The organism is Alphaproteobacteria bacterium (assembly GCA_017302575.1).
Taxonomy (GTDB): domain Bacteria; phylum Pseudomonadota; class Alphaproteobacteria; order Rickettsiales; family UBA3002; genus JAFLDD01.
Genome location: JAFLDD010000001.1, coordinates 1,481,097 through 1,505,854 on the forward strand (window position 1 = coordinate 1,481,097; position 24,758 = coordinate 1,505,854).

At 51.7% G+C, this 24,758-nt stretch carries 22 protein-coding genes and 1 other RNA gene; 12 read left to right on the forward strand and 11 right to left on the reverse strand.

From position 1 onward, the window contains the following. Positions 1-32: 32 nt before the first annotated feature. The gene (locus tag J0M34_07610; GenBank protein MBN8544114.1) at positions 33-1,262 is read left to right on the forward strand and encodes a penicillin-binding protein activator; all 1,230 of its coding nucleotides are present in this window, start codon (positions 33-35) and stop codon (positions 1,260-1,262) included. 7 nt (positions 1,263-1,269) lie between these two features. Here J0M34_07610 and J0M34_07615 read toward each other — a convergent pair whose 3' ends face one another. Beyond that, positions 1,270-2,397, reverse strand: coding sequence for a coproporphyrinogen III oxidase (locus J0M34_07615; protein ID MBN8544115.1), 1,128 nt, complete (start codon positions 2,395-2,397; stop codon positions 1,270-1,272). Positions 2,398-2,407: 10 nt separating this feature from the next. Between J0M34_07615 and J0M34_07620 the strand changes: the two genes are divergently transcribed. Further along, entirely contained in the window at positions 2,408-3,253 is an 846-nt protein-coding gene (locus J0M34_07620) for a hypothetical protein (GenBank protein MBN8544116.1), read from the forward strand. Positions 3,254-3,319: 66 nt separating this feature from the next. Here J0M34_07620 and rsmD read toward each other — a convergent pair whose 3' ends face one another. From rsmD to J0M34_07635, 3 genes are read right to left on the reverse strand one after another with little or no spacing between them, the layout of a single operon-like run. After that, on the reverse strand, positions 3,320-3,874 hold the full coding sequence (gene rsmD / locus J0M34_07625) for a 16S rRNA (guanine(966)-N(2))-methyltransferase RsmD (protein MBN8544117.1): 555 nt from the start codon (positions 3,872-3,874) through the stop codon (positions 3,320-3,322). Continuing rightward, the gene (locus tag J0M34_07630) at positions 3,874-4,614 is read right to left on the reverse strand and encodes an rRNA pseudouridine synthase (GenBank protein ID MBN8544118.1); all 741 of its coding nucleotides are present in this window, start codon (positions 4,612-4,614) and stop codon (positions 3,874-3,876) included. Before J0M34_07630 ends, rsmD begins: the two co-directional genes overlap by 1 nt. Further along, positions 4,607-5,341 carry a gamma-glutamyl-gamma-aminobutyrate hydrolase family protein gene (locus tag J0M34_07635; GenBank protein ID MBN8544119.1) on the reverse strand — a complete coding sequence of 245 codons (735 nt, stop codon included), beginning with the start codon at positions 5,339-5,341 and terminating at the stop codon, positions 4,607-4,609. The genes J0M34_07630 and J0M34_07635 overlap by 8 nt, the downstream gene beginning before the upstream one ends. Positions 5,342-5,412: 71 nt before the next feature. Between J0M34_07635 and J0M34_07640 the strand changes: the two genes are divergently transcribed. Together J0M34_07640 and J0M34_07645 are read left to right on the forward strand one after the other, a co-directional pair. After that, on the forward strand, positions 5,413-6,240 hold the full coding sequence (locus J0M34_07640; GenBank protein ID MBN8544120.1) for a MotA/TolQ/ExbB proton channel family protein: 828 nt from the start codon (positions 5,413-5,415) through the stop codon (positions 6,238-6,240). Continuing rightward, the gene (locus J0M34_07645; GenBank protein ID MBN8544121.1) at positions 6,237-6,917 is read left to right on the forward strand and encodes an OmpA family protein; all 681 of its coding nucleotides are present in this window, start codon (positions 6,237-6,239) and stop codon (positions 6,915-6,917) included. The genes J0M34_07640 and J0M34_07645 overlap by 4 nt, the downstream gene beginning before the upstream one ends. Here J0M34_07645 and metF read toward each other — a convergent pair. After that, a complete protein-coding gene (metF, locus tag J0M34_07650) occupies positions 6,914-7,804 on the reverse strand; it encodes a methylenetetrahydrofolate reductase (GenBank protein MBN8544122.1) in 891 nt (296 codons plus the stop codon). The genes J0M34_07645 and metF overlap by 4 nt on opposite strands. A 249-nt stretch (positions 7,805-8,053) precedes the next feature. Here metF and J0M34_07655 point away from each other — a divergent pair, with 249 nt between their 5' ends. Together J0M34_07655 and J0M34_07660 are read left to right on the forward strand one after the other, a co-directional pair. Next, positions 8,054-8,752, forward strand: coding sequence for a VacJ family lipoprotein (locus J0M34_07655; protein ID MBN8544123.1), 699 nt, complete (start codon positions 8,054-8,056; stop codon positions 8,750-8,752). Then, positions 8,752-9,339, forward strand: coding sequence for an ABC transporter substrate-binding protein (locus J0M34_07660; protein ID MBN8544124.1), 588 nt, complete (start codon positions 8,752-8,754; stop codon positions 9,337-9,339). The genes J0M34_07655 and J0M34_07660 overlap by 1 nt, the downstream gene beginning before the upstream one ends. Positions 9,340-9,342: 3 nt before the next feature. On the opposite strand, the gene ettA is transcribed toward J0M34_07660, so the two are convergent. The 4 genes from ettA to ssrA all read right to left on the reverse strand — a co-directional run bounded on the left by ettA (position 9,343) and on the right by ssrA (position 12,538). Next, positions 9,343-11,019 (reverse strand): energy-dependent translational throttle protein EttA, encoded by a 1,677-nt coding sequence (ettA, locus tag J0M34_07665; protein MBN8544125.1) that lies wholly within the window; start codon positions 11,017-11,019, stop codon positions 9,343-9,345. Positions 11,020-11,120: 101 nt separating this feature from the next. Beyond that, positions 11,121-11,579 carry a nucleoside deaminase gene (locus J0M34_07670; protein MBN8544126.1) on the reverse strand — a complete coding sequence of 153 codons (459 nt, stop codon included), beginning with the start codon at positions 11,577-11,579 and terminating at the stop codon, positions 11,121-11,123. Between the two features lie 24 nt (positions 11,580-11,603). Further along, positions 11,604-12,125, reverse strand: coding sequence for a hypothetical protein (locus J0M34_07675; protein MBN8544127.1), 522 nt, complete (start codon positions 12,123-12,125; stop codon positions 11,604-11,606). Between the two features lie 49 nt (positions 12,126-12,174). Then, positions 12,175-12,538, reverse strand: a transfer-messenger RNA (tmRNA) gene (ssrA, locus tag J0M34_07680). A 134-nt stretch (positions 12,539-12,672) separates the two neighbouring features. Between ssrA and J0M34_07685 the strand changes: the two genes are divergently transcribed. The 3 genes from J0M34_07685 (at position 12,673) to J0M34_07695 (ending at position 18,425) form a co-directional block, all read left to right on the forward strand. Continuing rightward, positions 12,673-16,815, forward strand: a complete 4,143-nt coding sequence (locus tag J0M34_07685; protein MBN8544128.1) for a hypothetical protein — start codon at positions 12,673-12,675, stop codon at positions 16,813-16,815. Positions 16,816-16,919: 104 nt separating this feature from the next. Continuing rightward, a complete protein-coding gene (locus tag J0M34_07690) occupies positions 16,920-17,837 on the forward strand; it encodes an FAD-dependent thymidylate synthase (GenBank protein MBN8544129.1) in 918 nt (305 codons plus the stop codon). Positions 17,838-17,924: 87 nt separating this feature from the next. Beyond that, complete coding sequence (locus J0M34_07695; protein ID MBN8544130.1) at positions 17,925-18,425, forward strand: TIGR00645 family protein; 501 nt, start codon at positions 17,925-17,927, stop codon at positions 18,423-18,425. A gap of 9 nt (positions 18,426-18,434) precedes the next feature. On the opposite strand, the gene J0M34_07700 is transcribed toward J0M34_07695, so the two are convergent. Then, on the reverse strand, positions 18,435-20,252 hold the full coding sequence (locus tag J0M34_07700; protein ID MBN8544131.1) for a hypothetical protein: 1,818 nt from the start codon (positions 20,250-20,252) through the stop codon (positions 18,435-18,437). Between the two features lie 86 nt (positions 20,253-20,338). Then, positions 20,339-21,124 carry an Mrp/NBP35 family ATP-binding protein gene (locus J0M34_07705; GenBank protein ID MBN8544132.1) on the reverse strand — a complete coding sequence of 262 codons (786 nt, stop codon included), beginning with the start codon at positions 21,122-21,124 and terminating at the stop codon, positions 20,339-20,341. A gap of 49 nt (positions 21,125-21,173) precedes the next feature. On the opposite strand from J0M34_07705, the gene hflK reads away from it, so the two are divergent. The 3 genes from hflK to J0M34_07720 are packed head-to-tail and all read left to right on the forward strand — an operon-like array spanning position 21,174 to position 24,680. Beyond that, complete coding sequence (hflK, locus tag J0M34_07710) at positions 21,174-22,298, forward strand: FtsH protease activity modulator HflK (GenBank protein ID MBN8544133.1); 1,125 nt, start codon at positions 21,174-21,176, stop codon at positions 22,296-22,298. A 3-nt stretch (positions 22,299-22,301) separates the two neighbouring features. Continuing rightward, a complete protein-coding gene (gene hflC / locus J0M34_07715) occupies positions 22,302-23,237 on the forward strand; it encodes a protease modulator HflC (GenBank protein ID MBN8544134.1) in 936 nt (311 codons plus the stop codon). A gap of 15 nt (positions 23,238-23,252) precedes the next feature. Continuing rightward, on the forward strand, positions 23,253-24,680 hold the full coding sequence (locus J0M34_07720; GenBank protein MBN8544135.1) for a DegQ family serine endoprotease: 1,428 nt from the start codon (positions 23,253-23,255) through the stop codon (positions 24,678-24,680). Positions 24,681-24,758: the final 78 nt, after the last annotated feature.

Consider the following 24,758-nt stretch of genomic DNA (forward strand, 5'->3'; position numbering starts at 1 on the left):
TCTTTAGCATATTAAACCAAGGCTCGCATCCTATGATTCGCTCAATTGTTGTTAGTGTACTGACGTTGGTGTTGCTTAGCGCCTGCCAACCTGCGGATCAAATGACGCATCAGGCCGTGCCTGCTGGCACGATTAATACGGCTAATTTGCGCCCTCCCGTTGCGCAGACGATTGGTGCAAGACCAAGTGCTGCTCCTGTTCAGCAAACCCTCTCGGGAGCCTCGGTAAAGGTAGCGCTATTATTGCCCATCACGGGTCGTCACGCAGATCTGGGCCGTGCGATGCAGGATGCAGCCGTCCTATCGCAATTTGATAAATACGCGACACTCTCGCCCGAAGCCAACAAACGTCGTGTAGAGCTTGTGACGTATGATACGGGCGATACGCCAGAGCAGGCACGCGATGCCGCCAATGAAGCCGTTGACGATGGTGTGGTACTGATCATCGGCCCCGTATTTGCAGACGCAACACAGGCCGTCGCTCCAGTTGCGGAAGCGGCGGGTTTGAGCGTGATTAGCTTTTCCAATAACCTTACCGTTGCGCGCCCCAACATTTATCTGTTCGGGTTCTCGCCAGAGCAACAAACCAAGCGTGTGGTTGATTTTGCTACCACGCAAGGGCGCAACCAACTCGCGGCGCTGGTGCCAAATTCAGCTTATGGTCAAGCCGTGCTGGCAACCGCACGAAGCACGATTACCAAGAATGGAGGTGGTGTTGTCGCGGAGGCGCTCTATTCACCCCAAGGCGTTGGTGTAGAGGCATCATTAGCCAGCATATTGCCACAAGGTAAGCCTGCTGCATTTGATAGCATGCTTTTGCCTGAAGGTGGTACGCCACTTGCAACGATTCTGCGTGGCTTGCGCAATCGCGGCGTGCAAGGTGAGAGTGTAAAATTATTAGGCACTGGTCTTTGGGATGACCCAACGTTGCTAAGTCGTGTGAATCTCGAAGGTGCGTGGTTTGCGACATCGCCACCACAATTTACCCATGCGTTCGAAACACGCTTCCAGAGCACTTATAAATACCAGGCGCCACGTGTGGCGAGCCTTTCCTATGACGCTGTTGCTTTAGCTATTACGATTGTAACTTCGGGTCGTTCGTTTACCCCGCCTGTGTTAACGGGTCGTAGTGGATTTCATGGTCCCGCCAACGGGATTTTCCGTTTCCGCAAGGACGGCACGTCTGAGCGCGGATTAGCGGTGTTGCAAGTGCGTGGTGGTTCGTTTGAAGTGATCTCGCCTTCGCCCGCAAGCTTTAGGTAAGTAGTTATTACGTTAGCAGGCTTGCGATAATAGCATTCAATAGTAATGCACCCTTCGCTGTTACTCTTATGTTATCACCATTTTGCTGCAGCAATTGCTGCGCAATAAGTGGGGCTACTTTTGCAGTAGAAACCAGTGACGCGTCGATGCCTTCTTCCATTAAACGTAAGCCCATGAGCACCTGTTCCTCGGTGCGTTCTTGCGCGGTAAGCGTCAATGCTTCTTCGATACCATTGCCATTGTTTGTAGTGACCTCAAGCCAGCGTTCTGGTGACTTGAGATTGCGCGTGGCGATGCGATTGTCTGCGATATCGACGCGCCCATGTGCGCCTGGCCCAATGCCGAGATACGCCTCCGCTCGCCAATAAGCGAGATTATGTCGTGAGGCTTGGCCTGCTGCTGCATGATTCGAGACTTCATAGGCAGGCAAACCTGCCTCATTCATGATGGTTTGTGTTGTCTCATACATGCTTGCTGCAAGCGGTTCAGGGGGCAGCGCGAATTCTTTCTTGACGTGATAGGCATGGTGAAATGCCGTATTCTCTTCAATGGTCAATTGATAGAGCGAAAGATGCCCGCGCACGTATTTCAGTGCGTCACGCAATTCGCTTTCCCATGCTGCAAGGGTTTGGTGCGGTAATGCATAAATCAGATCGAACGAATAGCGCGGGAAATGTTTTGCTGCCAACTCCAATGCATATAGCGCCTCACTCGCAGAGTGTTCACGCCCCAGAAACGAGAGCGATTCCTGCTTAAGTGACTGCACGCCAAGCGATAGGCGATTTACTCCTGCGCTGGCCACATCACGAAACTTGGCGGCCTCTACGGAAGTGGGGTTGGCTTCCATGGTGATCTCGATGTCCTCGCAACATTCCCAACCGTCACGTACGCTGCGGATGATGGCTTCAATCGTCGAGGGCTCCATCAGCGACGGCGTGCCGCCGCCGAAGAAGATACTGACAACGCGATGGCCTGTGGTTTGGGCGCGCCAATACGCCAGTTCTTTGAGCAATGCGGTTTGCCACGCTACATGGTCAACTTGCTCACGGACATGGGAGTTGAAATCGCAGTACGGGCACTTCTTTTTGCAAAAAGGCCAGTGAACATAGATTGCGAGCGGCGGTTTCCTGTGCATAATGCTTGCTATGACAATCGGCTCGAAAGAACAAGAAGCAATCCTGAACCTCATGCATGGTAAGTATGAGCGCATTCTGGTCATTGAGGCAGAATGGGGTATTCGCTACGCCGAGGGCGATATGCGCCCGCGCATCGAGCATTTCCATGACGCGGTGCGTGCCTATACGTCGGGCGTTGATATCTATGCGAAACATTCACGTTTGTCGGTTGAGCATCTTGCCTATGACTTGGCGATTTTGCGACAAATCCAAGAGCGCCCCGTGGGCAATATCAACCGCGCGACGGATAAGTCAACGAGTCAAGCGCTCATGAAATATACTGGCGGCGCACCTGCCAGCAAATTGCCACCGCAAGGAACGCGTACCGAACTCGCGCAGCATTATCGCGATTACACGGTATTTTTTGCAGCCTTGTTTGCAGAAGTGGCGGACCGTAATTTTAAGTCTCGTCAGGAAGAGGGCGAACAACAATTGGCCGATATTGGGTTGGTCGAGCATATTCTGGAACAGCTTTCTAACGGGCAGATGGATGTTGCGACCGCGCAAGCAGAAATGAATCACGTGGAGATGGACGATTTGCGTGAGCGTATTCAGGCGCTGCTGGCTACGAAAAAGCTCAATGCGCGCGAGAAGCACGAGGCACTGCACATGCTTGGCCAAGTCGAGAAGGGCCTAAAAGACGATCAAAAACGTATCGATCAAGCCCATACGAGTTATGTGACAGGGCAATTGGCAGTCTATGAAGATGCTAAAGATATCGTGAAAAAACTCGCAGGGGCAGGGCTAAACCTTGCTGGAAAATTCCTGCAAAACGCGATGCAGAGTGCGGGTAAGGGGCAAGGTAAGGGGTTTTAGCTTTAGGTTCGCTCTAGCGCCGCTGGGGCTTTCGGCCTCAACGACCGTCGATGCGTCGGTTATTGGTTAAATGCATTCCCATATAAGTACCTTCGCTTTGCCGTACTGACGGTCTAGCAACAATGAGAAGCCCGGCAGTTCGGGCATGTCGGTAGTGAAGCGCACTTCGGTTACGAGGATGCTGCCTGTTTTTACCCAGCCCTGTTCGATGAGTGACCCAGCCACACGCGGAATGATGTTGATGTCATAAGGCGGATCGATCATCACCAGCGCGCAAGGCTCGGTGGCTTTGGGTAAATGATTCGCGTCAGAGAGAATGAAACTAGCGTCCGCCGTGGCGCCTATATGCTCGACATTCTTTTTGGCAAGCTCCAGTCCCGCTTTGGCCTGATCAACAAATACGCAGTGTGTTGCGCCACGCGAGAGTGCCTCAATCCCAAGTGCGCCCGTGCCGCAGCAAATATCAGCAACGCGTTGGTGAATAATATTGGCACCACCAAACTGGCCGTGCATGAGTAAGTTAAAAAGAGATTCGCGCGTGCGCTCGGAGGTGGGGCGGATAGACGTATCAGCAGGTGGTGTGAGTTTGCGGCCTTTATATTTTCCAGTAATCACCCGCATTACTTCACCTCCAATTTCTTACAAAGCGTCTCGACGACATGTGGTGCGATTTGCGCCACTTCGCCCTTTTTCAAATCACTCAGCTCGATGCCCGCATAGCTGATACGAATCAGTCGTGAAACGGGTGAGCCGATATGTTCAAAGATACGGCGAATCTCACGATTCTTGCCTTCCTTGAGTGTCACATTCAACCAGAAATTTCGCCCACTCGATTGCTGGCGCTCGACCTTCACTTCGATGCCGCGATATTGCACACCATCGACGGTGACGCCACGACGCACTTTGTCGATCTTATCTTTGGATGGTTCACCATGCACGCGCACGCGGTAGGTGCGTGGTAACTTGTTTTTAGGTAGCTCCATGGCGCGTGCCAAAGCACCGCTTGTGGTCAGCAGCAACAGCCCCTCCGAGTCGTAGTCGAGACGACCTACCGTCACTAGGCGCGGCAAATTGCTGGGCAATAAATCAAACACCGTGGGACGCCCTTCAGGGTCACGCGAGGTGGTTAAGTAGCCCGCAGGTTTGTGCAGCACGTAGAGTTTGGGTGTATCGGCAGTTTTGCTTTTGATGGCTTCGCCATCCACTTTGATAATGTCCTTTGCGGTGACGTTGAGCGCGGGCGAGTGAATCACTTTACCATTCATGCTGACGCGCCCGTCCTGAATCAGTCGCTCGGCATCGCGGCGCGAGCAGATGCCCGCAGCAGCAATGCGTTTCGCGATACGTTCACCCTCAGCCATGATAATTACGTGCGGCTGTTACGAATGCAGCGAAGAGTTTTGCGTCCGCATCGGTAATCAGAAATTCGGGGTGCCACTGTACGCCAAGACAGAAGGGGTGAAGGTGCGTTGGTAGTTCTAGGCCTTCAATCACTCCGTCGGGTGCATAGGAATTGACGAGAGCATTGGCCGCCACTTTCGCTACGGCCTGATGATGCGCCGAGTTCACTGCGATGGTAGAAGTGCCAATGATGTTCTTAAGCAGTGTATCGTCCTCGATACGCACCTCATGCCCAACTTCATGACGCGGGTTAGGTTGCTCGTGTGGCAAGGCGTTTTCAATGCTGTCAGGAATATGCTGAATAAGTGTGCCGCCTAAAATGACGTTGAGTAGTTGTTCGCCGCCGCAAATACCAAAAATAGGCATCTTGCGTTCAAGCGCGCCCTTGGTAATGGCCCACTCAAATTCCGTGCGGCGACGCTTGAGCGTGACCTTTTCGTGTGTGGAAGTGTCACCATACATTTCGGGCGGTACGTCAAAGTTCCCACCTGTGATGATCAAGCCGTCGAGCAGTTCCAGATACTGTGGCACTTGTGCTACTTCGTGCGGCAATGCGATGGGGGTTGCGCCAAATTTTGCAACGGCAGCGCAGTAATTATCGCGGATTGCATACCACGGATACTTTGAGTAGCCGCCACTTTCTTCGTAATCGAGGGTGAAGCCGATGACAGGGGATGATGTGCGCATCACAGTTGTACTTTCCGAATTTATACCGCATAGTAGCTGGCAATTCATCCTCGCACAATGGTCTTGGACATATGTCACCAGCTTCCTTACTTGGCGTTATTTTTGGATTAGGACTCACCCTTCTGGCGATTTTTATTTCGACCAGTAATCCGTTGATTTATTTTGACGGTGCCAGCGTGTTGATGGTGATTGGCGGTTCAATTGCTGCTGCCTATATGGGCTATCAAAGCAATTATGTTGGCACGGCTTTTAAAGCTATTTGGTGGATGTTCCATAAACCTAAATCCACGCGTGAGGGCCTTAACTCCGAAATCATGCGCCTCATTAAGTGGAGCTATCTCGTGCAGCAAAAGGGCTTGCCCGCACTTGAGAATGAAATCAAAGGCTTGAATGCGAACGACCCACTCATCAAATATTGCATGGAGCTGGTGATTACTAATCACCCGCCTGCGGATTTGCACAAAATGATGCTGACAGCAGTAGAAGCAGAGTTTGAACGTAAAACGATTCCTGTACAAATTCTCAAAGGCATGGCGTCGAACGCGCCAGCTTTTGGTATGATTGGGACACTCGTAGGGTTGATCGCTATCTTGGAAAGCATGGGCGCGGGGATTGATTCACTGGCCGCAGTGGTGGGACAAGGCATGGCGTTGGCGCTTATCACCACACTTTATGGTGTGTTCTTCGCCCGCATGGTGTTTTTGCCTGCGGCCAATAAATTGCTGCAAAAAGAAGAGTCCGAGCGTTTCCGCAATTTGATGATGGTGGAAGGACTGGTGTTGCTCGCGGACAAGCGTTCGCCGCGTTATATGCAGGATCGTCTGAACAGCTATCTTGACCCAGCGATTCATTTCAATATCGATAAACAAATGCGCGGCGCGGCGCCGAAATCTGCATGAGCGACAGCGTTAAAGCACCCAAACTTCCCGAGCCAGACGGTGATGACTGGTTAGTAACCTACGCCGACATAGTGACCTTGCTCTTTGCATTTTTTGTGCTGCTATTTTCACTAGCAACACTTGACCCAAAAGAGTTGGGACGTATTTCCAGCGCACTTAAAGATCGCGGCTTTATCAGCGAGCAACTCGCCCACGAAGACCCCTATCAAGAGCTTACCAAGGAGCTGGAGCTTTCGCTTGGGGCAAGTGGCTATGATCAGTACATGGTGGTTAGCATGAAGGAAGGCGAAATTGATATCGAGCTTTCCTCCTCTTCATTCTTCCAGCCGGGCTCGGCAAAATTTTTACCTGCCGCAGTTCCGATGCTGGATGCAATAGTGCCAACGCTTAAGAAGTTAATGGCGGCGGATGCACTCATGATTGCGGTTGAGGGACACACGGATAATTCGCCGATTGACACAGAGCAGTTTCCGAGTAACTGGGAACTTTCGGCGGCGCGTGCAGCAAACACGGTGCGGTTCTTGATTGCACGTGGTTTGCCTGCGGATCGCATGAAGGTGATGGGGTTTGGCGATACACAGCCCAAGGCTCCAAACCAAGACCAGACGGGCGCGCCTCTGCCTGCGAACCAAGAACTGAATCGCCGCGTGGTGGTCAAGGTCGTGAAGGCGGATTAGCCTCTGACACCTAAGATGTGGCAAATGGCGTTGGTCAGTTCAGCGCGGTTCAATGTGTAGAAGTGAAAATGTTTTACGCCCGCCAGCATCAACATACGACATTGTTCGGCTGCAATCATCGCAGCAATCAAATTACGTTGTTCGGGTTTTTCATCCAAGCCGTCGAATAATTTGCCTAACCAATCGGGCACACTTGCGCCGCACATGCTGGCAAATTTCGTGAGCTGCGCAAAATTTGTAACTGGCAAAATGCCAGGCACGATTTCTGCGGTGATACCCGCTTTTTGTGTACGTTCAACAAAGCGCAAATAGACGTCCGCATCAAAGAAAAACTGTGTGATGGCGCGCGTAGCGCCTGCGTCGATTTTACGTTGAAGGTGTTCCATGTCGGCTTGTGTCGAGCGCGCTTCGGGATGTGTCTCAGGGTAAGCTGCAACAGAAATTTCGAAATCACCGATCTCAAGTAATCCCTTCACCAGCGTATCGGCATAGGCGTAACCTTGTGGGTGTGGTGTGTAGGATTGACCAGCAGGCGCATCACCGCGTAGCGCGACGATATGGCGTACGCCAGCGTCCCAATAGCTCTTGGCAATTTCTTTAATTTCGTCGCGGCTTGCGCCCACACAGGTAAGGTGGGCTGCAGGCTGCAGGCCTGTCTCATTTTTAATACGCTTCACTGTGGCATGCGTGCGTTCGCGCGTGGTGCCACCTGCACCATAGGTCACGGAAACAAAGCGCGGCGAAAGAGGTTCAAGCGTGCGGATCACTTCCCATAATTTTGCCTCTGCATCCGTCGATTTGGGCGGAAAAAATTCGAATGAAACACTTGGTGCTGACTTTGTGTAGAGCTCGCGCAGACTCAATATCAGGTCGGATTGTGTGTCCATCTCGCCTCCTGTGGCAAACTTGCAACATGTATCCGTAAAACCCTCGTTGCAGGCCGCTTGGTAAAAATATTCTAATCTATTGTTTTATATGTGTAATATTATGAAATTATGCGTGAAGTCACTCACTGACCGGCTTGGCGCTAAGGATTTCTTCATATTCAGTCCTTAGATTCACCTTGTCGGGCAGACAGAAAACCACTATCTGCGCGGCACAAGAAAAACAACACGAAAAACAATAAGGACGTTTGTATGCGCGTGTATGGTATTGTGACGGCAGTAATGATGGGCTTAGCGCTCACGGGTTGTGCAACCCACAACGAAGAAGATCCAATGGAGTCGCTCAATCGCGGCGTGTTCCAATTTAACGAAGTCGTGGACAATATTGTCCTGAAGCCTGTGGCTCATGGCTATCGCTTCGTGACCACCCCTTATATTCGTGACCGCGTGAGCGGTGTTGCGCAGAACCTTGGCGAGCCTATTACGGTTGCTAACGCGTTGCTGCAGGGTGATGTAGATCGTTCATTCATCGCTTTCTGGCGCTTTATGCTCAACAGCACCGTTGGTATCGGTGGTATGTTTGACGTTGCTGCAACTGCAGGTCTTAACTACCGTTCGGAAGATTTCGGTCAAACACTTGGCGCATGGGGCGCTGGTTCAGGCCCATACGTTGTCTTACCAATCTTAGGCCCAAGCAATGGTCGTGACGTGGTTGGTTTAGTGGTTGATTGGTTCACGGATCCATTCCGCTACACGCTTGAAGATAACACCGACGCGTTCTTCTATGCTTCGGCAAAAGGCATCGAGAAGCGCGAGCGTTTACTTGATCCAATTGACGATATCTATGAGAGCTCGCTTGATCCATACGTTTCGCTGCGTAGCATTTACACGCAGCAACGCGATGCGGAAATCAAGAATAGCTACGACTACTCGGATAAAGGCCAGTTCTAATGCGTAGGCTTTTGGGTGCAGTGTTGGCGCTTGCGCTTAGTGCGCAGGCAGCACAAGCAGGTGACGCGGTAGCTGCAAAAACCTATGTCGATAAGATTGCTTCGCAAGCATTGGCGATTGTGAAAACCACGGATGCTCAGCCAGTCAAGCAAGCAAAGTTAGAAACGCTTTTCAAAACAATCGTTGATATTCCGTTCATCGGCCGTTTCGTGTTGGGAAGACATTGGAATGTGGCAACGCCCGTGCAACAACAAGCGTATCTTAAGGCGTATGAGCCATTCTTGATGAAGGGCTATGTTGGCCGCATCGCTAAATACTCGGGTCAGTCTTACAAGCTTGGTAATGCTAAGCAAGAAACGGACGGCAGCGTTGTAGTGACGATGGAAATTGTTGATCCAGGCAAGCCAAGCGTCTTTGTTGATTATCGCCTGCGTGACGAGAAGACGAGCTTTAAGGTGACGGATATTGTTGTGGAGGGCGTTAGCCTGCTCAACGTTCAGCGTTCCGAGTTTAACTCGGTGGTGAATAGCAAGGGGATCGATTACTTGATTTCCGCGCTCAACAAAAAAGTCCTAGCGGCGAAATAATCCCTATACGTGGAATGGCTTATATTTAATCCGTGTTGGGATGAGGTTATCTGTACCTAAGCGCTTCTTACGGTCTGCCTCGTAGTCTGCGTAGTTACCCTCAAACCACTCCACGTGCGAATTCCCCTCAAACGCCAGAATATGGGTGGCCACACGGTCAAGGAACCAGCGATCGTGGGAGATGACCACCGCACAGCCCGCGAACTCGAGCAATGCCTCTTCAAGCGCACGTAATGTCTCTACATCTAAATCGTTGGTGGGTTCGTCGAGCAATAATACGTTCGCGCCAGACTTGAGCATTTTTGCGAGGTGCACACGGTTACGCTCACCCCCCGATAACTGACCTACGGGGCGCTGTTGGTCGGGGCCTTTGAAGTTGAACGCCGAGCAGTAGGCGCGCGACTTCATTTTAATTTTGCCCAGCTCAATATCTTCGTTGCCGTCGGAGATTTCTTCCCACACGGTTTTCTTGTCGTTCAGCGCATCGCGCGACTGGTCCACATAACCGAGCTTCACCGTATCGCCGACTTTGAAGCTACCGCCATCTGCTTTTTCGCCGCCCGTAATCATACGGAACAAGGTGGTCTTACCCGCACCGTTGGGACCAATGATGCCGACAATGCCGTTAGGTGGCAGGCGGAAAGAGAGGTTCTCGATCAAAAGTCTTTCACCAAAGCCCTTATTGAGGCCTTCTGCTTCAATCACCACGTTACCAAGTCGTGGGCCTGCGGGGATGATAATTTGTGCAGTTGCCGTGCGTTTTTCCTGCTGTTGCGAGAGCATTTCTTCGTACGCCTTAAGGCGCGCTTTGGACTTGGCTTGGCGTGCCTTGGGCGATGATCGCACCCACTCTAACTCGTCGGCCATTGCTTTGGCGCGTGCGGATTCTTCGTTCTCTTCCTGCTTCAACTGCTTGGCTTTTTGCTCCAGCCAGCTTGAGTAATTGCCCTCGAACGGTTTGCCTTGGCCGCGATCCAGTTCGAGCGTCCAGCTCGTGACGTTGTCGAGGAAGTAACGATCGTGCGTGACCATCACCACGTTGCCGGGGTAGTTTTTCAAATAATGCTCGAGCCATGCGACCGACTCTGCGTCCAAGTGGTTGGTCGGTTCGTCGAGCAGCAGCATGTCTGGCTTTTCCAAAAGTAATTTGGCGAGTGCCACGCGGCGCTTTTCACCGCCCGAGAGTTTCGTTACATCTGCATCACCTGGGGGGCAGCGCAGTGCTTCCATCGCCACTTCGATTTCACGGTCAAGCTCCCAGATATTTTGTGCGTCGATGATTTCCTGCAATTTTCCTTGGTCTTCGATGAGTTGCATCATCTCGTCATTGTCGGTCACTTCGCCTAGTTTCTCGGAAATCGCGTTAAAATCATCGAGGATTTTCTTTTTGTCTTTCAGTGCTTCCAGCACGTTTTCGAACGCGGTTTTCGTTTCATCGAGCTTGGGTTCTTGTGGCAAGAAACCGACCTTGATACCGTCCGCCGCCCATGCTTCGCCGTTAAATTCCTTATCCAGCCCCGCCATAATTTTAAGCAGGGTCGATTTACCCGCGCCGTTATGACCCACGATACCGATCTTCGCGCCGGGGAAGAAGCTGAGCCAAATATCCTTGAGGACGGTCTTGCCGCCCGGGTAGGTTTTGGAAAGACCTTTCATGACGAAGGTGTATTGAACCGACATAGATGCTCCTCTTGAATGCTTCCGGCTCGGTCTGCTGACCTCGCCATGAAGCGTGCTCAAGGCTGATTCGCGCTGCTGCGCTCATATGACCTTGTTGTGATTTAAGATTGGTTACGTTTAGCGGCAAAAAAATCGCTAAGCAACTGCCCACATTCATTTTCCATGACGCCGCCGATGACTTCGGGTGCGTGGTGGCATTGTGGGTGAGAGAAAACACGTGCGCCGTGCTCGACACCGCCGCCTTTCGCGTCATAGGCGCCGAAATAGACGCGGCGGATTTTGGCTAATGAAATCGCTTGGGCGCACATGGCGCAGGGTTCTAAGGTTACGTATAGGTCGCAATCTTCCAGATATTTCTCGCCGCGCGCTTTGCAGGCGAGGCGTATGGCAATGAGTTCGGCATGTTGAGTTGCATCTTTGCGCTTCTCGACCCTGTTATGTGCCATGGAAATGAGGTTACCTGCGTTGTCGACAATCGCTGCGGCAATGGGTACTTCGCCTTTTTGGGCGGCTTTCTTCGCAAGGGAAAGCAGGGTGGTGAAGGGGGAGAGAGCATTCATAAAATATATGCCCGTAGCGGCACGCTACCGCTTGCGGAACGCTTCCATGCTGACGACTTTCTCGTCGTTCGCAGGCTTTGCATCTTCACGCGAGGCTTCTTCTTCAAACGAAGCGACGGGAGGTTTTTCAGGACCCGTACGACCTGTTGCAGGGCATGCCACTTTTTCGTCCGATGACGAGCTGGTCGCTTTTTTGCCATGGAATTGCAGGCCAAATTTGATGGATGGATCGGCAAATGCCGTCAAGGCATCAAACGGTACAACGAGTTTTTCTGGAATATTGTTAAAGCTCAGCATGATCGAGAAATGATCAGGTTGGATATGCAGGTCCCAGAACTGGTGTTGCACCACGATGGTGATTTCCTCAGGGTAGCGCGACTTAAGCTGCGGCGAAATGCTTACGCCAGGGAAATTGGTTTGGAACGAGATGAAGAAATGATGGTCACCAGGCAAGCCGTAACGCTCGATATGGACGAGTGATTGGCGGACGACGTCGCGCATCGCGTTGTCGATCATGCTTGGGTAATCTATCGTGTCTTTTGTCATGTCGGGCACTCTAGCCTGTTTATTGCTATAAGTCAAAGCAGAGGGATTCAGTGGGGGAGGTTCTGTTGCCCGGCCCTCCCCCGAGCCGCGTTTACAAGCTAGGACTTGTCAGGCTACACTAAGCAGCGAGACGAGCCGCTACGACGTTGTTGTCGTTAGCTGCAACGAGCGCAAAGTTATCGTTTGCACTTAAAAAATGACTGATTAAGGAGCGTCACTCCTGGCAAAAACCGAACTTTTATTACGGTTGTCGATGCTACTTCATCCCCTCAAAAACGCCGCTTTACAGCGACTTTGTGGAGATGCCGGGTACTGCCCCCGGGTCCAATCCGTCTATTCTGTACGGCGTTTATCGCCATAGTCCCTTGCGGAACAGGGTTAATATAAGTGTAATTCCCCCAAAAGTCCAGAATCTAAGGGCTCTAGACCCCCTAAATCTAGGAAATGTGCGCCTTTGGGAGGGGTCATTTTTTGGCAATTTTCTGCCAAACCGTCATCAAACCGTCATCAAACTAGGGTATCTTCAAGAGTGTAAGGGAGTCTATTTATGACCGAACGAACCGAAGAAGAACAAGAACGCGAACGCCAACGCTTGGCTGCAGATGCAGCAGCGAATAGCGGATCGAACAATGGTGGCGCCTCAAGCGCAGCACCAGCGCCAGAGGGTGCTAATGCGGAAACGCAGGAAGGTTCGGAAGGCGAAGCGCAAGATACTGCGACGGCTAGTACTGAAATTACTATTCGCGGCGCGAACTATAATCTTAGAAGCATGACGCCAGCACAGCTTACAACGCTGAGCGGTGTTATGGAGAACGACCCCACCTATGGTGCGCGTTATGCGGCCATCTATAACCTCGTGCTGAATTACGATACGCACATCGCAGTTGAGAACCCTAACAATCTATCATTCGGTGCGCTAGTCAGCGCTATCAATGGTGGTTCAGAGGCTATGAACGCGCCGATGCAACAATTGCTAGCCAACGTAACCTCGGCGGTTGCGGGTGCGGCGGGTAATGTTATTGCATCTCAGCAACCATCCAATCAGCAAGGCCAACAAGGCTTCAACGGCTGGGCTGCAGCAGGCACTGCTTTTGGTACGGCTTTGGATATTGTCAATACCCCGGTTGATGCGTGGAATGCGCTCTCTACAACTGCTGGCGAGCTTTGGGGTGCTGGTGGTCGCGCGACGATGAGTGGCGCTGCACGTGAAGAACGTGCGCGCCGCATTGCGACGATCTATACGGCGGCAATGATGGCAGATGCTGAAGGTGAAAATCGCGCGACGATGCCACTGATTGATAGCCCATTTAATAACGAACGCTCGTTGGTTTGGAGCTATATGGGCGAGTCCCTTTCTGCTGGTTGGAGCTGGGTTGTTGCAAACATACCGTTTGTTGCGCCTGTGGCGAGCTTCTTCGCGGGCGTTGGTGCGGCAGTAAAGTCGATTGTTGATGGCGTCATGAGCGGCAATTTTGACTTTGGTCGTCTCTGGGAGACGGCGATGGAGAAATTCGCTGAAGGACAACGTGAGTCTGATGCAAATATTGCACGCAATCGCGGTCGTGATTTCAGAGCAATTTTGGAAGATGAAATTTCCCAGAATGATCGTCGTGATGCTGCAGCCATCGTAAGAGCTGCGGGTGTAGATGAAAATCTGACCAACTTGATTGCGAATGGCGGTGTGTTCCGTGATATGGACGGCAATTATCAACTCGTTGGTAACAATAACAACTCATTTGATTACGCACCAGCTCCTGGCGCTTCAGATATGGGCGGTCGTATCGGTAATCAATGGATGAATTTGGTGCCTGGCGCTTTCAAAGATCGCGAAGGTAACTTCTCGTGGACGGGCGATGAAGAGAACGCCACGATTGAGAGACAGGGTGTTGCAACCGCAATGATTCTGGGTGCTGGTTACTTAAGTTACAAGATGGACTTGCATGGTCGTTTGGGTCGCTTGATTGGCCTGCCCATTAAGTCTGCGGCACAAGCCATCAACCCATTTAGTGGCAGAATCTTAGCGCATATGAGCGCGAGCTTTAATCGTGGCTATGCGGAAGGTCGTGGTAGCGCTTCGCCACAATTTAATAACAAAGTGCGCCGTGCATACGCCAAGGTCGCTATGTATGATGCACGTATCGACCGCGCCACGCATTTGCGTGATGCGGCGCAAGCAAAACTCGATAACGGCAATGTTACTAGCCGTGGTGGTCGTGCCTATCAGGAACGCGTGATTGCGCACCAAGAAAAGCGCATTGCTAATGCTACCAGATTGCGCGGTGGAGAAGAGGCAAAACTCATCGACACCGCAAAATCAAGAGCAAGCGTAGTGCTTGGACGCGGACCGACTACGGTGGGCACAAAATTGGTTGGTAACGAGAAAAAACTCTCAGATGCGCTTGCGCGTCTTGGCTCCCGTCAAGATGTGGAACTGCAAAGACACCCACATCGTCGCAGAGTTGACATGAGTTACGCTGAGATTAATGGTCGTCTCGAGTTAATTGCTGATGGCGTGCCTGTACGTCGTGGTGTGCGTCAGAACCTGCAATTCGCTGCCAATGCGGATGATCTGGCTAGCGCATTGAACACGCGCCTGACTGCTCAAGCAGGCCGCTCAACCACTGTGATTAACAGACTCACGGCATTACAGGGCAACGCACAAGCGGGGGCACTTTCTGCCGAGATTAATCGGGCGTTGACGGCGCAACAAAGCGCACTCAATGCGGTTCAAGAAGCACGTTCGTCTGCTGAAAGAGCAAACGCTGCGCGCCTTGCTGCTGAACAGGCACAGCGCCTATCGGCTCAGACACCTAGTGATGCAAGACTGAGAAGCGACGCAGTTGATCGTTTGAGAGCTGCGGAGATTCAAGCCGAAACTGCCCGCGTAAGATTGGATCAGGCGATTGATCTGCAACGTGCAGCAGACCTACAAGTAAGAAATCTGCACGTAGAATCGGCGCGCCTTGCTGTTGTCGACGCGCGCGGTGTTTACCCTGCGCTTGATGCAGATGTTGCGAGAAAAGTGAGCGCTATTAATGGTGAAACTCAACGCTTGGCTGTGGATGTTACTGCTAATCGCATCGCGAGCACTGACCCAGTTCTTGCGCGACAGACAGTTGCTGGCCTAGATCGTGCAACGGTGGCAGGTAATCCAGATTTAGTGCGCATCATTGATTCTGATATGGCGCCAGATATCTCGCCACAAGCTGCGAGTGGTTTTACGGATGCACATGTGCGCGATATACCAACCGCGACACTGGCTAATATGACCACGGATGCGTTGCAGACGATCCCTACCGATGCGTGGACAGCAGCAAGTGCAGAACAGATTCATGCAGTCAAGTCGCGCTTGCCTGTAATAACGCTTATTGAGATTGCAAGAAATAATCCCGATGCAATCCGCGCAACTATCAATAATGATATTCTGCGTGGCCGCAGCTCTGAAGATATTGTTAAGCTGATTAATGGCCTTGATAGCGGTCAGGTTGCTGATGTTTTCAGAGCAGAACGCTTGGCATTTATTGATGCTATTCAGCCATCTACGGATCCGCTCGACAGACGATTTGATGCGGGTTTCGCGGGCGGACCATACGAGGATATGCGTCGCAATGCACAACCCATTGTTGATGCGTTGCTCGCTAGAAATCCAGACTTCTTCTTTAATATGCGCCTGGAAGATATTCAGCGTCTACCAAACGCAGTAGCGAGCGCTATTCCTGATGCAGAGTTTGAGCGCATCAGAGCTGCTAACCCAGAGAAAGCGGCCGCACTAGAAGCGCGTAGCAGTCGTCGTGCGGCACGTCATGATCTCAATAACGCTCGTGCACAGAACGCTGAGGCAAATGGTACGCGTGCCGAAGCAAATGGTACACGTGCCATTGAAGGCGGCACTGCGCATGGAACTAATGCAGACGCAAAAGATGCAACCACTGCCGTAGCGGCGGCTGAAGAGGCGTTACACGCCATTCGTGAGACGCGCAGCGTTTGGGGTGGGGTTGATAAAGTGGTAGGGGGCTTGGGCCATTTATGTGGTTGGATTAACCGTGTTCCTTACGTAGGTGATGCTCTGTTCTTTGTAGGTGTTGGTGGTGCTTGTATTGCTGGCGCTACGGCTGCTAGAAATGTCGAGATCATTCAAAGACTGGTTGATATGGGCGCTCTCAGCCCTGAAGACCAAATCGCGATTAATTCACACAACGCTGGAGTAGTTGCTGACGAGGGCGTGAATGCTGCACCACTGGCAGGTATTGTAGCGGGTGCTTGTACGACTGCTGGTTCAGAAGGTAGTTACCGACTGGTGCAAGCGCGCTTGCGAGAGTGTGGATTCTCTCAAGAAGCGATTGATGATATGCTCATGAAGCCTTCGCTGACAGCAGGTGCTGAATTCGTAGGCGGTATTTATAACGGGGCAGTGAACCTTGTAACGGGCGGCGGGGATCGTTCAGAAGAACCAACCCAAGTCGCTACGACGGAGGGCGCATTGGGCGCGATGCCAGCAGGTCTAGAACAAGCGTCGCTGGCTTCAATCGAGGCTGCACGCGCAGAATGTTCGCGCCTTGCAGCATCATTGAGCTTTGGCCGTTGCGATACCACTACGATTGGTACCTATCAGGTGGCAGACGTGGCAAATGCGGATGGCCCGTTAGGCATAGGTGCGGGCGGCGATGCCTTTGCCCGTGTTGGTGCCTAGTATCTAAATCCACCCGTGGATAAGTTGATTTCGCGCTTGCGGCGTGGTGCTGCTCGTTTATGTTCATTGCCAACACAAAAACAACGAGCAAGACCATGACCGCTATGACCAAGCTAGCCGACCCTCAATCCGAGTTTGAAACATTTTCCACCAAGCGCGCCACCGTTCCCGCGCTGGAGGAGATTTTATACGAACCCCTCAAAGTGCTCGATCACGGCTTTGTGCGCGTCGTCGATTATATGGGCGATGATTCGGCCATCGTGCAAGCCGCGCGCGTTTCGTACGGCAAGGGCACCAAGCAAGTGAATCAGGATAAAGGGCTCATCAACTACCTGATGCGCCATTGGCATTCGACACCGTTTGAGATGTGCGAAATCAAATTCCACATCAAGTTGCCGATTTTTATTGCGCGCCAATGGATTCGTCACCGTACGGCGAATGTGAATGAATACTCAGCACGTTATTCGATTATGGATAAGGAATTCTACATTCCGCGTATTGAAGACCTCGCGCCGCAATCAAAGAGCAATAACCAAGGCCGCTCTGATGACAATTTAAGCCCAGAAGAAGCGAAGCGTGTGCTTGAGCTGCTTCGTCAGGATGCATTGCAGGTCTACGATCATTACGAAGAGATGATGAATTGTGACGCGCAGGGCAATGTCATCAACATGGAGAAGTCGGGTTTGGCGCGCGAATTGGCGCGGATGAATCTAACGCTCAATTACTACACGCAGTGGTATTGGAAAATTGATTTACATAATTTGATGCACTTTCTGCGCCTACGTGCAGACTCTCATGCACAATATGAAATTCGTGCCTATGCAGACGTGATGGTCGATGTGATGAAGCGCTGGGTGCCTTTCGCACATGAGGCGTTTGAGGAATATCGTTTGCATTCTGCAAGCCTGTCGCGCACGGGTCTGGGTGTGGTGAAGCGTATGATTGCGGGTGAGAAAGTTACGCAAGAAACCAGTGGCCTCACCAAGCGCGAATGGGAAGAATTACAGAAGGTTTTGGGATAGAGGGGGTCTTACCCCCTGCGACCCCCGCCGCAAGCGGCTCGCGCAGCTACGGCGCTACGCAGTGTACCCATAGAATAGGAGACAATCATGGAAAGAATTCTTGAACGTGGTTTATTCGCTAGCCGTTGGCTAATGGCACCTATGTATGTGGGGCTTATCGCGGCACTCGGTGTGCTGATTTTTACCTTTGCAGGCGAGTTGTGGCACATGATTGAGCGCGCACCCAAGCTTGACCAAGCGGATGTTATTTTGGGCATTCTCTCGCTCATCGACCTGACGCTTGCTGGTAACTTACTGATGATTGTGATGTTTTCGGGCTATGAGAATTTCGTGTCGAAAATGGACATGAGGGATCATGAAGATATGCCTGAGTGGTTCGGCAAGGTCGATTTCACGACGCTGAAATTAAAACTCGTGGCATCTATTGTCGCAATTTCAGGAATTCACCTACTCAAGATTTTCATGGATATCGAGAAATACTCCGACCGTGAAATTCAGTGGATGGTGATTATTCACGTGGTGTTTGTGTTATCGGGCGTCCTACTGGCATGGATGGACCGCCTCGCGATGGGCGCAAAGAGGGCGTAGCTGTAGATTTTATGAACGTCTGGGTCCGATTGCCGTTGCAGTGTTCTCTGCGCCCAGACCATGTTCGGGCGCGCGCCCGTCACTCACTTCTGATGGATTGAAATCAAAGAACGGATTGACGACACTGTCTTGGTTATAAAGCAGGCGACCCCTGCGTAGTGCTTCAGTATCAAGGCCTACTATTTCGCCCCGTTCGCGCATCAGAAGCGCGTGAAGATGTGGACCAGTGACCGATCCTGTCGCGCCTTCGACACCTATAAGACGGTCTCGCTCGAGATAAATACTAGGCGGCACATCGCCTGCACCAAACAACATTAGACCATTCGTGTAACCGCGCTCTCGGTCGTGCTGAATTGCTGCGTTGAATTGATTGACGACTTCAGGATTGGAGAAATCTGAAAGCATGAGAGGACGGCGGCGTCTTGGGTCCCCTGAGGTGGGGTCGGCTACGGTCCGTAGTTCTGGATGCCGTCTGAAAAAAGCCTCGTTATCACGGAAGGGAAAATCTCCCGCAACGTAATCTAGATCGCGCAGGATGTTCGAATCAACAGCGCCTAAGTGGCCATAGCCGCTGCTGAATACCAGATGGCCTTGCCGATTCGTATGTGCCATGATTACGCTCAAACCAAAATAAGGGTCAAATACGATGCTGCGCAGATAGCCTTCACGCATCGGCCGCAATTGAAGCGGTTCACCCATACCCGCGAAGTCCAGCGCCCGATGCAACGAACTCGTAGCGCCGCCGATGTTTGTAGCTTCTCTGTCGCGATGACCATACCCCGAAGAGATACGATATTCTTGCCCTGATGCGATAGGAACCTGGAACAGGTAAAGCCCTGCACCGTGTTGGCCTAACAACGCGCGTGTTGCATTGTTGTCGAAGAGTGCGTTGATCGAGCCGAAGAGCACATCTTGCTCCTCGCTATATGCTGCTTCAAGACGTTCGACGATGTTCATGGAACGATAATCGTTACGTGTGCCCTGGATTCTTAGCGACTCTTCTCGGCGCTCAGGACGCGACATTTCCATATAGCGCTCTGCGATATAAGCATCACGAATGCTTAAATCAGAAACTGGATATTCATGAAATACCCCGTCTACTTGGGTGACGAGAGGCGCTTCATTCCCTAATGTCACGTTATAACGTGTACCAAGTCTGTTGATTGACCACTCCAGCAATACTCGCTGCTGTGGATTCATTCCAGATTCACGTGTAGTGCCCATAACATCATAGAATGCTTCTTGATTCTGTACGTAATGGGCGATGAGTCGTGCAGACGCACGATCAATATTAACATCACTAGCAAGCTCGGTTGTCACTAGTCGAGCTCTGATAGATTCATGTTCTAAAAGCGCAAGTACGTTTGCTGGGAATGGTGGAACTCCCTCACCGCGAATTCTGAAATCTCTTAGACCCATACTACGGGCAATTACCAATGCCTCGGTCTCCAATTCTATAATCTCGGCTGGTGTGAAGGGTTCTTGAATACCATTGCCATCAAGTATACGGGGGCCGATGATTTCTCGTAACTCTTCAAATGCACGACGAGGCGCATAATCAGTCAATTCATATTCGCCGCGTCTACTGTGTATCCAACGCGTACTTTGGTGGAAAAGCGTGCGCACTGTATCTAGATGTGTAGAAGTTAGCGGCGGCTCCAGCAATTGCGGAGACAGCGCCAAATGCGAAACGTTGTGTGATGTCCAGCTTCCAAAAGCCACTTCTAACTGCGCGCGATCGGCGAAACCAACACGAAGGTTGGGGTCCCACAAATGCATGTAGGCCTGTAATTCTATGAACTCTTCAGCGGTTAATGGCCTGCCCATTCGACTGCCCTATTCTTCTTCCTTATTAGGATAGGGCAAAAACACTAAGAAACGCTTAATGTGGCTGGCAATAACCTATTGAAATTTCAGTGTTTCAATAGATTAGCGATGGAAATATACGGTAAAAGCGCCTGTTTCTCGGGTATTGCGCCTGTATCCGCCGCGATGCCGAGGGCGGTGTCTACGGCGATTTCGCCCAAGAAATTCACTCCTTCTTCAGAGGCGAGTTTTTTGCCGCCACCCGTACCAAAAAGCGCGTGACGTGTGCCCGCAGGGTCAGTGAAATAACTCATATTCTCAATCACGCCCAGAATTGCAACGCCCAGTTTGCGCATAGCATGCAGTGCCTTGCGCGCATCCATCACCGAAACTTCCTGTGGGGTCGTAACAATCATCGCGCCATCCAACTTCACGTTTTGTGCCAAACTTAAATTAATATCACCTGTTCCAGGCGGCATATCGATCAGTAAGTAATCAAGCGGTTCTTCTGCCGTTCCCCAACGTGTCAGGCGTAACATCTGCACGAGTGCTTTCGTGATCATCGGTGCGCGCAAAATAGCGGCTTGCTCGCCCATCACCAGCCCAATCGACATGGCGCGAATACCGTAGGAAATGGGAGGAATCATTTGCCCATCGACCATTTCAGGGCGCAGATTCGTATCAAGCTGCAACATACGCGGAATGCTGGGCCCATAAATATCTGCATCCAAAATTCCGACACGATTTCCCGCGTGCGTTAATGCGTGGGCAAGATTGACTGTAGTCGTTGATTTACCAACGCCGCCCTTGCCCGAAGCGATCGCGACGATGCGCCCCACATGGGCAAGCGGCGAGTGATTTATCGAAGGTGGAATGGGTTTACTTGAACTCATGGTAAACTGTGTCTATATCTGTCATCGCACTCGCACAAGAGGAGATGACATGGCGCAAAGTCCATGGGGTAAACGACCAAGTGGTAATGGTGGTGGTATGCGGCCTCCTTCAGGGGGCGGTGGTGGCCAACCGCAAATGGATCTGGACGCATTGCTGCGTAAAGCGCATGAGCGCATGCGTGGCGCTATGGGGCCCGATGGCGGGGCGAGCGAAAAGCGCATTGCGGGAATGATTCTCGCGGCGCTTGCTGTTTTATGGCTTATCTCGGGTGTATATCGCGTGAATCCAGACGAGCTGGGCGTGGTGTTGCGCTTTGGTGAATATCAGCGCACGGAAGGCCCTGGCCTTAATTATCATTTTCCCTATCCCGTTGAGTCGGTGATGATTCCTTCGGTGACGACGGTCAATAAGGTGGAGATTGGCGGCGGCGGCGCGGTTGAGAATCCGACCATTCGTCGCGCGTCGGCGGAAATGTCGTATTTGCCGCAAAATCATGAAAGCCTCATGCTAACCTCTGACCGTAATATCGTTGATATCGGGTTTGAGGTGCAGTGGAAAATTGATGGCACGAACCCCCAAGACTTTTTGTTCAATGTGCGTGACCCTGCAGGCAGCGTGAAAGCAGTTGCAGAAAGTGCGATGCGAGAAGTGATTGGCCGCAATAAATTGGAAGACGTGTTGACCACTGCGCAGTCGCAGATTGCTGAGGACACCAAAGCAATTATGCAGCGTATTTTTGACCAGTATAAAGCAGGTATTGAGGTGATTGCCGTGAACTTAAGCAAGCCCGATGTGCCAGACCCTGTGCTTGGTGAATTCCAAGACGTGAAGCGCGCCGAGCAGGATAAAGAGACTGCCGAGAGCGTTGCCGAAGGTTACCGCAATGACATTATCCCGCGTGCGAAAGGGGAAGCCGTGCAAATGGTGCAGGCGGCGGAAGCGTATAAAAATCGCGTAGTTGCAGAAGCACAAGGTGATGTCGCACGCTTCAATAAGATTTATGAGCAATACGTGAATGCCAAGGATGTAACGCGCAAGCGTATGTATCTGGAGACGATGGAAGCTGTCATGAAGGGCATGCCTAAAGTGATTATCGACGAGTCGGCCAAGGGAACGGGCGTGGTGCCTGTATTGCCGTTACCTGCTGTCAGCCAACCGAAAGCGAGCGAGTAACCCATGGAAAAAATACTCATAAAAATTGGCGCAGCTTTGGCAGTGATGGGCGTGCTGCTTTATAGCAGCGTGTTTATCGTGGTGCAGACACAACAGGCGCTGGTATTGCAGTTTGGTGAAATCGTGCGTGAAATCAAAGAGCCTGGCCTCAAGTTCAAGCTTCCTTTTGTGCAGAATGTGATCTTCTTTGATAATCGCTTGCTCGATTTTCGTGCGCAGCCTGCAGAATTTATTTCTAAAAATCGTGAGACAGATGTTGAAGAGCGCGTAGTGATTGATGCGTTTGTGCGCTATCGCATTACCGACCCAGTGTTGTTCTACCAAGCGGTGCGTACCGAGGCCAATCTGGCCAGTCGCCTGAACAGCATTGTGGTGTCGAACATGCGTAAAACCTTGGCGAATCACTCACTCAGTGATTTGCTTTCGAAGGATCGCGCCGCGATCATGGAGCAGATTCGTTTACAGGTGAACCGCCAAGCAACGCGCGGTGATATGGAAGATCGTGCAGAAGGTTCTGTGGGCGTTGAAACGACACAGCGTCGCGGTCAAGGATTTGGTATCGAGATTCTCGATCTGCGCATTGTGCGCGCTGATTTGCCCGCCGACATTTCGCAAGCAACCTATGAGCGCATGCGTAAAAACTTCACCAAAGAGGCGCAGAAATTCCGCGCCGAAGGCGAAGAGCGTGCGCTTGAGATTCGCTCGAAAGCGGATCGCGAGAAAGTAGAGATTCTCGCCAAAGCACAGAAAGAATCAGAAACCATTCGCGGTGAAGGCGACGGGGAAGCAGCAGGCATTACAGCTTCGGCATTTGGTCGTGACCCGTCATTCTATGACTTTTATCGCTCCATGCAGGCGTATCGCAATACGCTTGCTAAGGAGGATACAACCGTGGTGATGTCGCCCGATAAAGGTTTCCTGAAGCAATTAAATCAATAGTTATTCGGAGTACCTATGCGTTACCTTATCGCTTCGCTGGTCATTGGGTTTTCATCCGTTGCTTATGCGGCCGCGCCTGAATCTTTTGCGCCGATTGTTGAGCCGCGCATGGCGGCAGTGGTCAATATTTCAACGACCCAGAAAATCAAACAGGCCTCTGCGGGGGTACCTTTCAATTTTGATGCATTACCGAATGACCCACAGTTTGCGCCGTTCAAAGAATTTATGGAGCAGTTCCAAAACCAAATGGGCGCACCGCGCGAGCAGGATGTGACGTCATTGGGTTCAGGATTTGTGATTGACCCTAAGGGTTATATCGTCACCAACAACCACGTTGTTGCGCAGGCGGATGAGATAAGCGTTACCTTCCCTGATGATACTAAGCTTAGTGCGAAGATTATCGGTACGGATGCTAAAACAGATCTGGCCTTGCTGAAGGTCGAGAGTAAAAAGCCGCTTACCTATGTTAGCTTCGGTGACTCAGACGCACTGAAAGTGGGTGACTGGGTGATTGCCGTGGGCAACCCATTTGGCCTTGGTGGTTCGGTCTCGGCGGGTATTGTTTCGGCGCGTGGCCGCAACATCAATGCGGGACCTTTTGATGACTTTATCCAAACCGATGCGGCGATTAATCGTGGTAACTCTGGTGGCCCACTTTTTGATGTGGCAGGTAAAGTGGTGGGTATAAATTCAGCGATTTTTTCGCCCACGGGCGGAAGTGTTGGTATCGGCTTTGCCGTACCGTCATCGATGGCGCAGCCGATTATCGAACAGTTGCGCAATAGCGGTAAAATCAGCCGTGGTTGGTTGGGTGTGAAGATTCAGGAAGTCACTGAAGAAATTGCCAACTCGATTGGCCTAAGCAAACCGCATGGTGCATTGGTGCTCGAGGTTAGCCCCGATGGTCCTGCCAAAGACTCGGGCATTCAAGCGGGCGATGTGATCGTGAAATTCAACGGCAACGAAATCAATGCGATGCGCTCGTTACCACGCATGGTGGCAGAGACCGAGATTGGCAGCCGTTCGGAAGTGACGGTATGGCGTAAGGGTCATGAGCAGCACTACACAGTGAAGCTCGGCCAGTTGCCAGACGATTCGGCAACACCGAGATCCATCAAACAACAACAGAACAAACCGCAAACACGCGAGAGTGATGTCGTGGGTATGGCGCTTGCGCCGTTGAATCGTGAATTGCGTCAGACCTATCGTATTCCATCACAAGTGAGCGGTCTGTTCCTGCTGGATATTAAGGCGAGTAGTCTTGCCGCGCAGCGCGGCTTGCGTCCAGGAGACGTGATCGTCGAGGCGAATCAGGATGCATTAGATAGCGTCGCAACTTTCCAATCCGTCATTGAGCGTGCTAAACGCGCAGGGCGTGACTATGTATTGCTCTTGGTGGCACGACGTGGCGAAACGCGATTTGTGACCTTGCCTGTGAAATAATATTTTGCCCAAGCGCCGCTAGGGCTTTCGGCCTCAACGGCCGTCGCGGCGGCGGTTTTTAAGTGGGCGTTTATGCGC

What these genes read in the sequence shown, in the direction of transcription:
- J0M34_07610 (MBN8544114.1), top strand. Translation starts at nt 33, where the DNA reads ATGATTCGCTCAATTGTTGTTAGTGTACTGACGTTGGTGTTGCTTAGC.
- J0M34_07615 (MBN8544115.1), bottom strand. Translation starts at nt 2,397, where the DNA reads ATGCACAGGAAACCGCCGCTCGCAATCTATGTTCACTGGCCTTTTTGC.
- J0M34_07620 (MBN8544116.1), top strand. Translation starts at nt 2,408, where the DNA reads ATGACAATCGGCTCGAAAGAACAAGAAGCAATCCTGAACCTCATGCAT.
- rsmD (MBN8544117.1), bottom strand. Translation starts at nt 3,874, where the DNA reads ATGCGGGTGATTACTGGAAAATATAAAGGCCGCAAACTCACACCACCT.
- J0M34_07630 (MBN8544118.1), bottom strand. Translation starts at nt 4,614, where the DNA reads ATGGCTGAGGGTGAACGTATCGCGAAACGCATTGCTGCTGCGGGCATC.
- J0M34_07635 (MBN8544119.1), bottom strand. Translation starts at nt 5,341, where the DNA reads ATGCGCACATCATCCCCTGTCATCGGCTTCACCCTCGATTACGAAGAA.
- J0M34_07640 (MBN8544120.1), top strand. Translation starts at nt 5,413, where the DNA reads ATGTCACCAGCTTCCTTACTTGGCGTTATTTTTGGATTAGGACTCACC.
- J0M34_07645 (MBN8544121.1), top strand. Translation starts at nt 6,237, where the DNA reads ATGAGCGACAGCGTTAAAGCACCCAAACTTCCCGAGCCAGACGGTGAT.
- metF (MBN8544122.1), bottom strand. Translation starts at nt 7,804, where the DNA reads ATGGACACACAATCCGACCTGATATTGAGTCTGCGCGAGCTCTACACA.
- J0M34_07655 (MBN8544123.1), top strand. Translation starts at nt 8,054, where the DNA reads ATGCGCGTGTATGGTATTGTGACGGCAGTAATGATGGGCTTAGCGCTC.
- J0M34_07660 (MBN8544124.1), top strand. Translation starts at nt 8,752, where the DNA reads ATGCGTAGGCTTTTGGGTGCAGTGTTGGCGCTTGCGCTTAGTGCGCAG.
- ettA (MBN8544125.1), bottom strand. Translation starts at nt 11,019, where the DNA reads ATGTCGGTTCAATACACCTTCGTCATGAAAGGTCTTTCCAAAACCTAC.
- J0M34_07670 (MBN8544126.1), bottom strand. Translation starts at nt 11,579, where the DNA reads ATGAATGCTCTCTCCCCCTTCACCACCCTGCTTTCCCTTGCGAAGAAA.
- J0M34_07675 (MBN8544127.1), bottom strand. Translation starts at nt 12,125, where the DNA reads ATGACAAAAGACACGATAGATTACCCAAGCATGATCGACAACGCGATG.
- J0M34_07685 (MBN8544128.1), top strand. Translation starts at nt 12,673, where the DNA reads ATGACCGAACGAACCGAAGAAGAACAAGAACGCGAACGCCAACGCTTG.
- J0M34_07690 (MBN8544129.1), top strand. Translation starts at nt 16,920, where the DNA reads ATGACCAAGCTAGCCGACCCTCAATCCGAGTTTGAAACATTTTCCACC.
- J0M34_07695 (MBN8544130.1), top strand. Translation starts at nt 17,925, where the DNA reads ATGGAAAGAATTCTTGAACGTGGTTTATTCGCTAGCCGTTGGCTAATG.
- J0M34_07700 (MBN8544131.1), bottom strand. Translation starts at nt 20,252, where the DNA reads ATGGGCAGGCCATTAACCGCTGAAGAGTTCATAGAATTACAGGCCTAC.
- J0M34_07705 (MBN8544132.1), bottom strand. Translation starts at nt 21,124, where the DNA reads ATGAGTTCAAGTAAACCCATTCCACCTTCGATAAATCACTCGCCGCTT.
- hflK (MBN8544133.1), top strand. Translation starts at nt 21,174, where the DNA reads ATGGCGCAAAGTCCATGGGGTAAACGACCAAGTGGTAATGGTGGTGGT.
- hflC (MBN8544134.1), top strand. Translation starts at nt 22,302, where the DNA reads ATGGAAAAAATACTCATAAAAATTGGCGCAGCTTTGGCAGTGATGGGC.
- J0M34_07720 (MBN8544135.1), top strand. Translation starts at nt 23,253, where the DNA reads ATGCGTTACCTTATCGCTTCGCTGGTCATTGGGTTTTCATCCGTTGCT.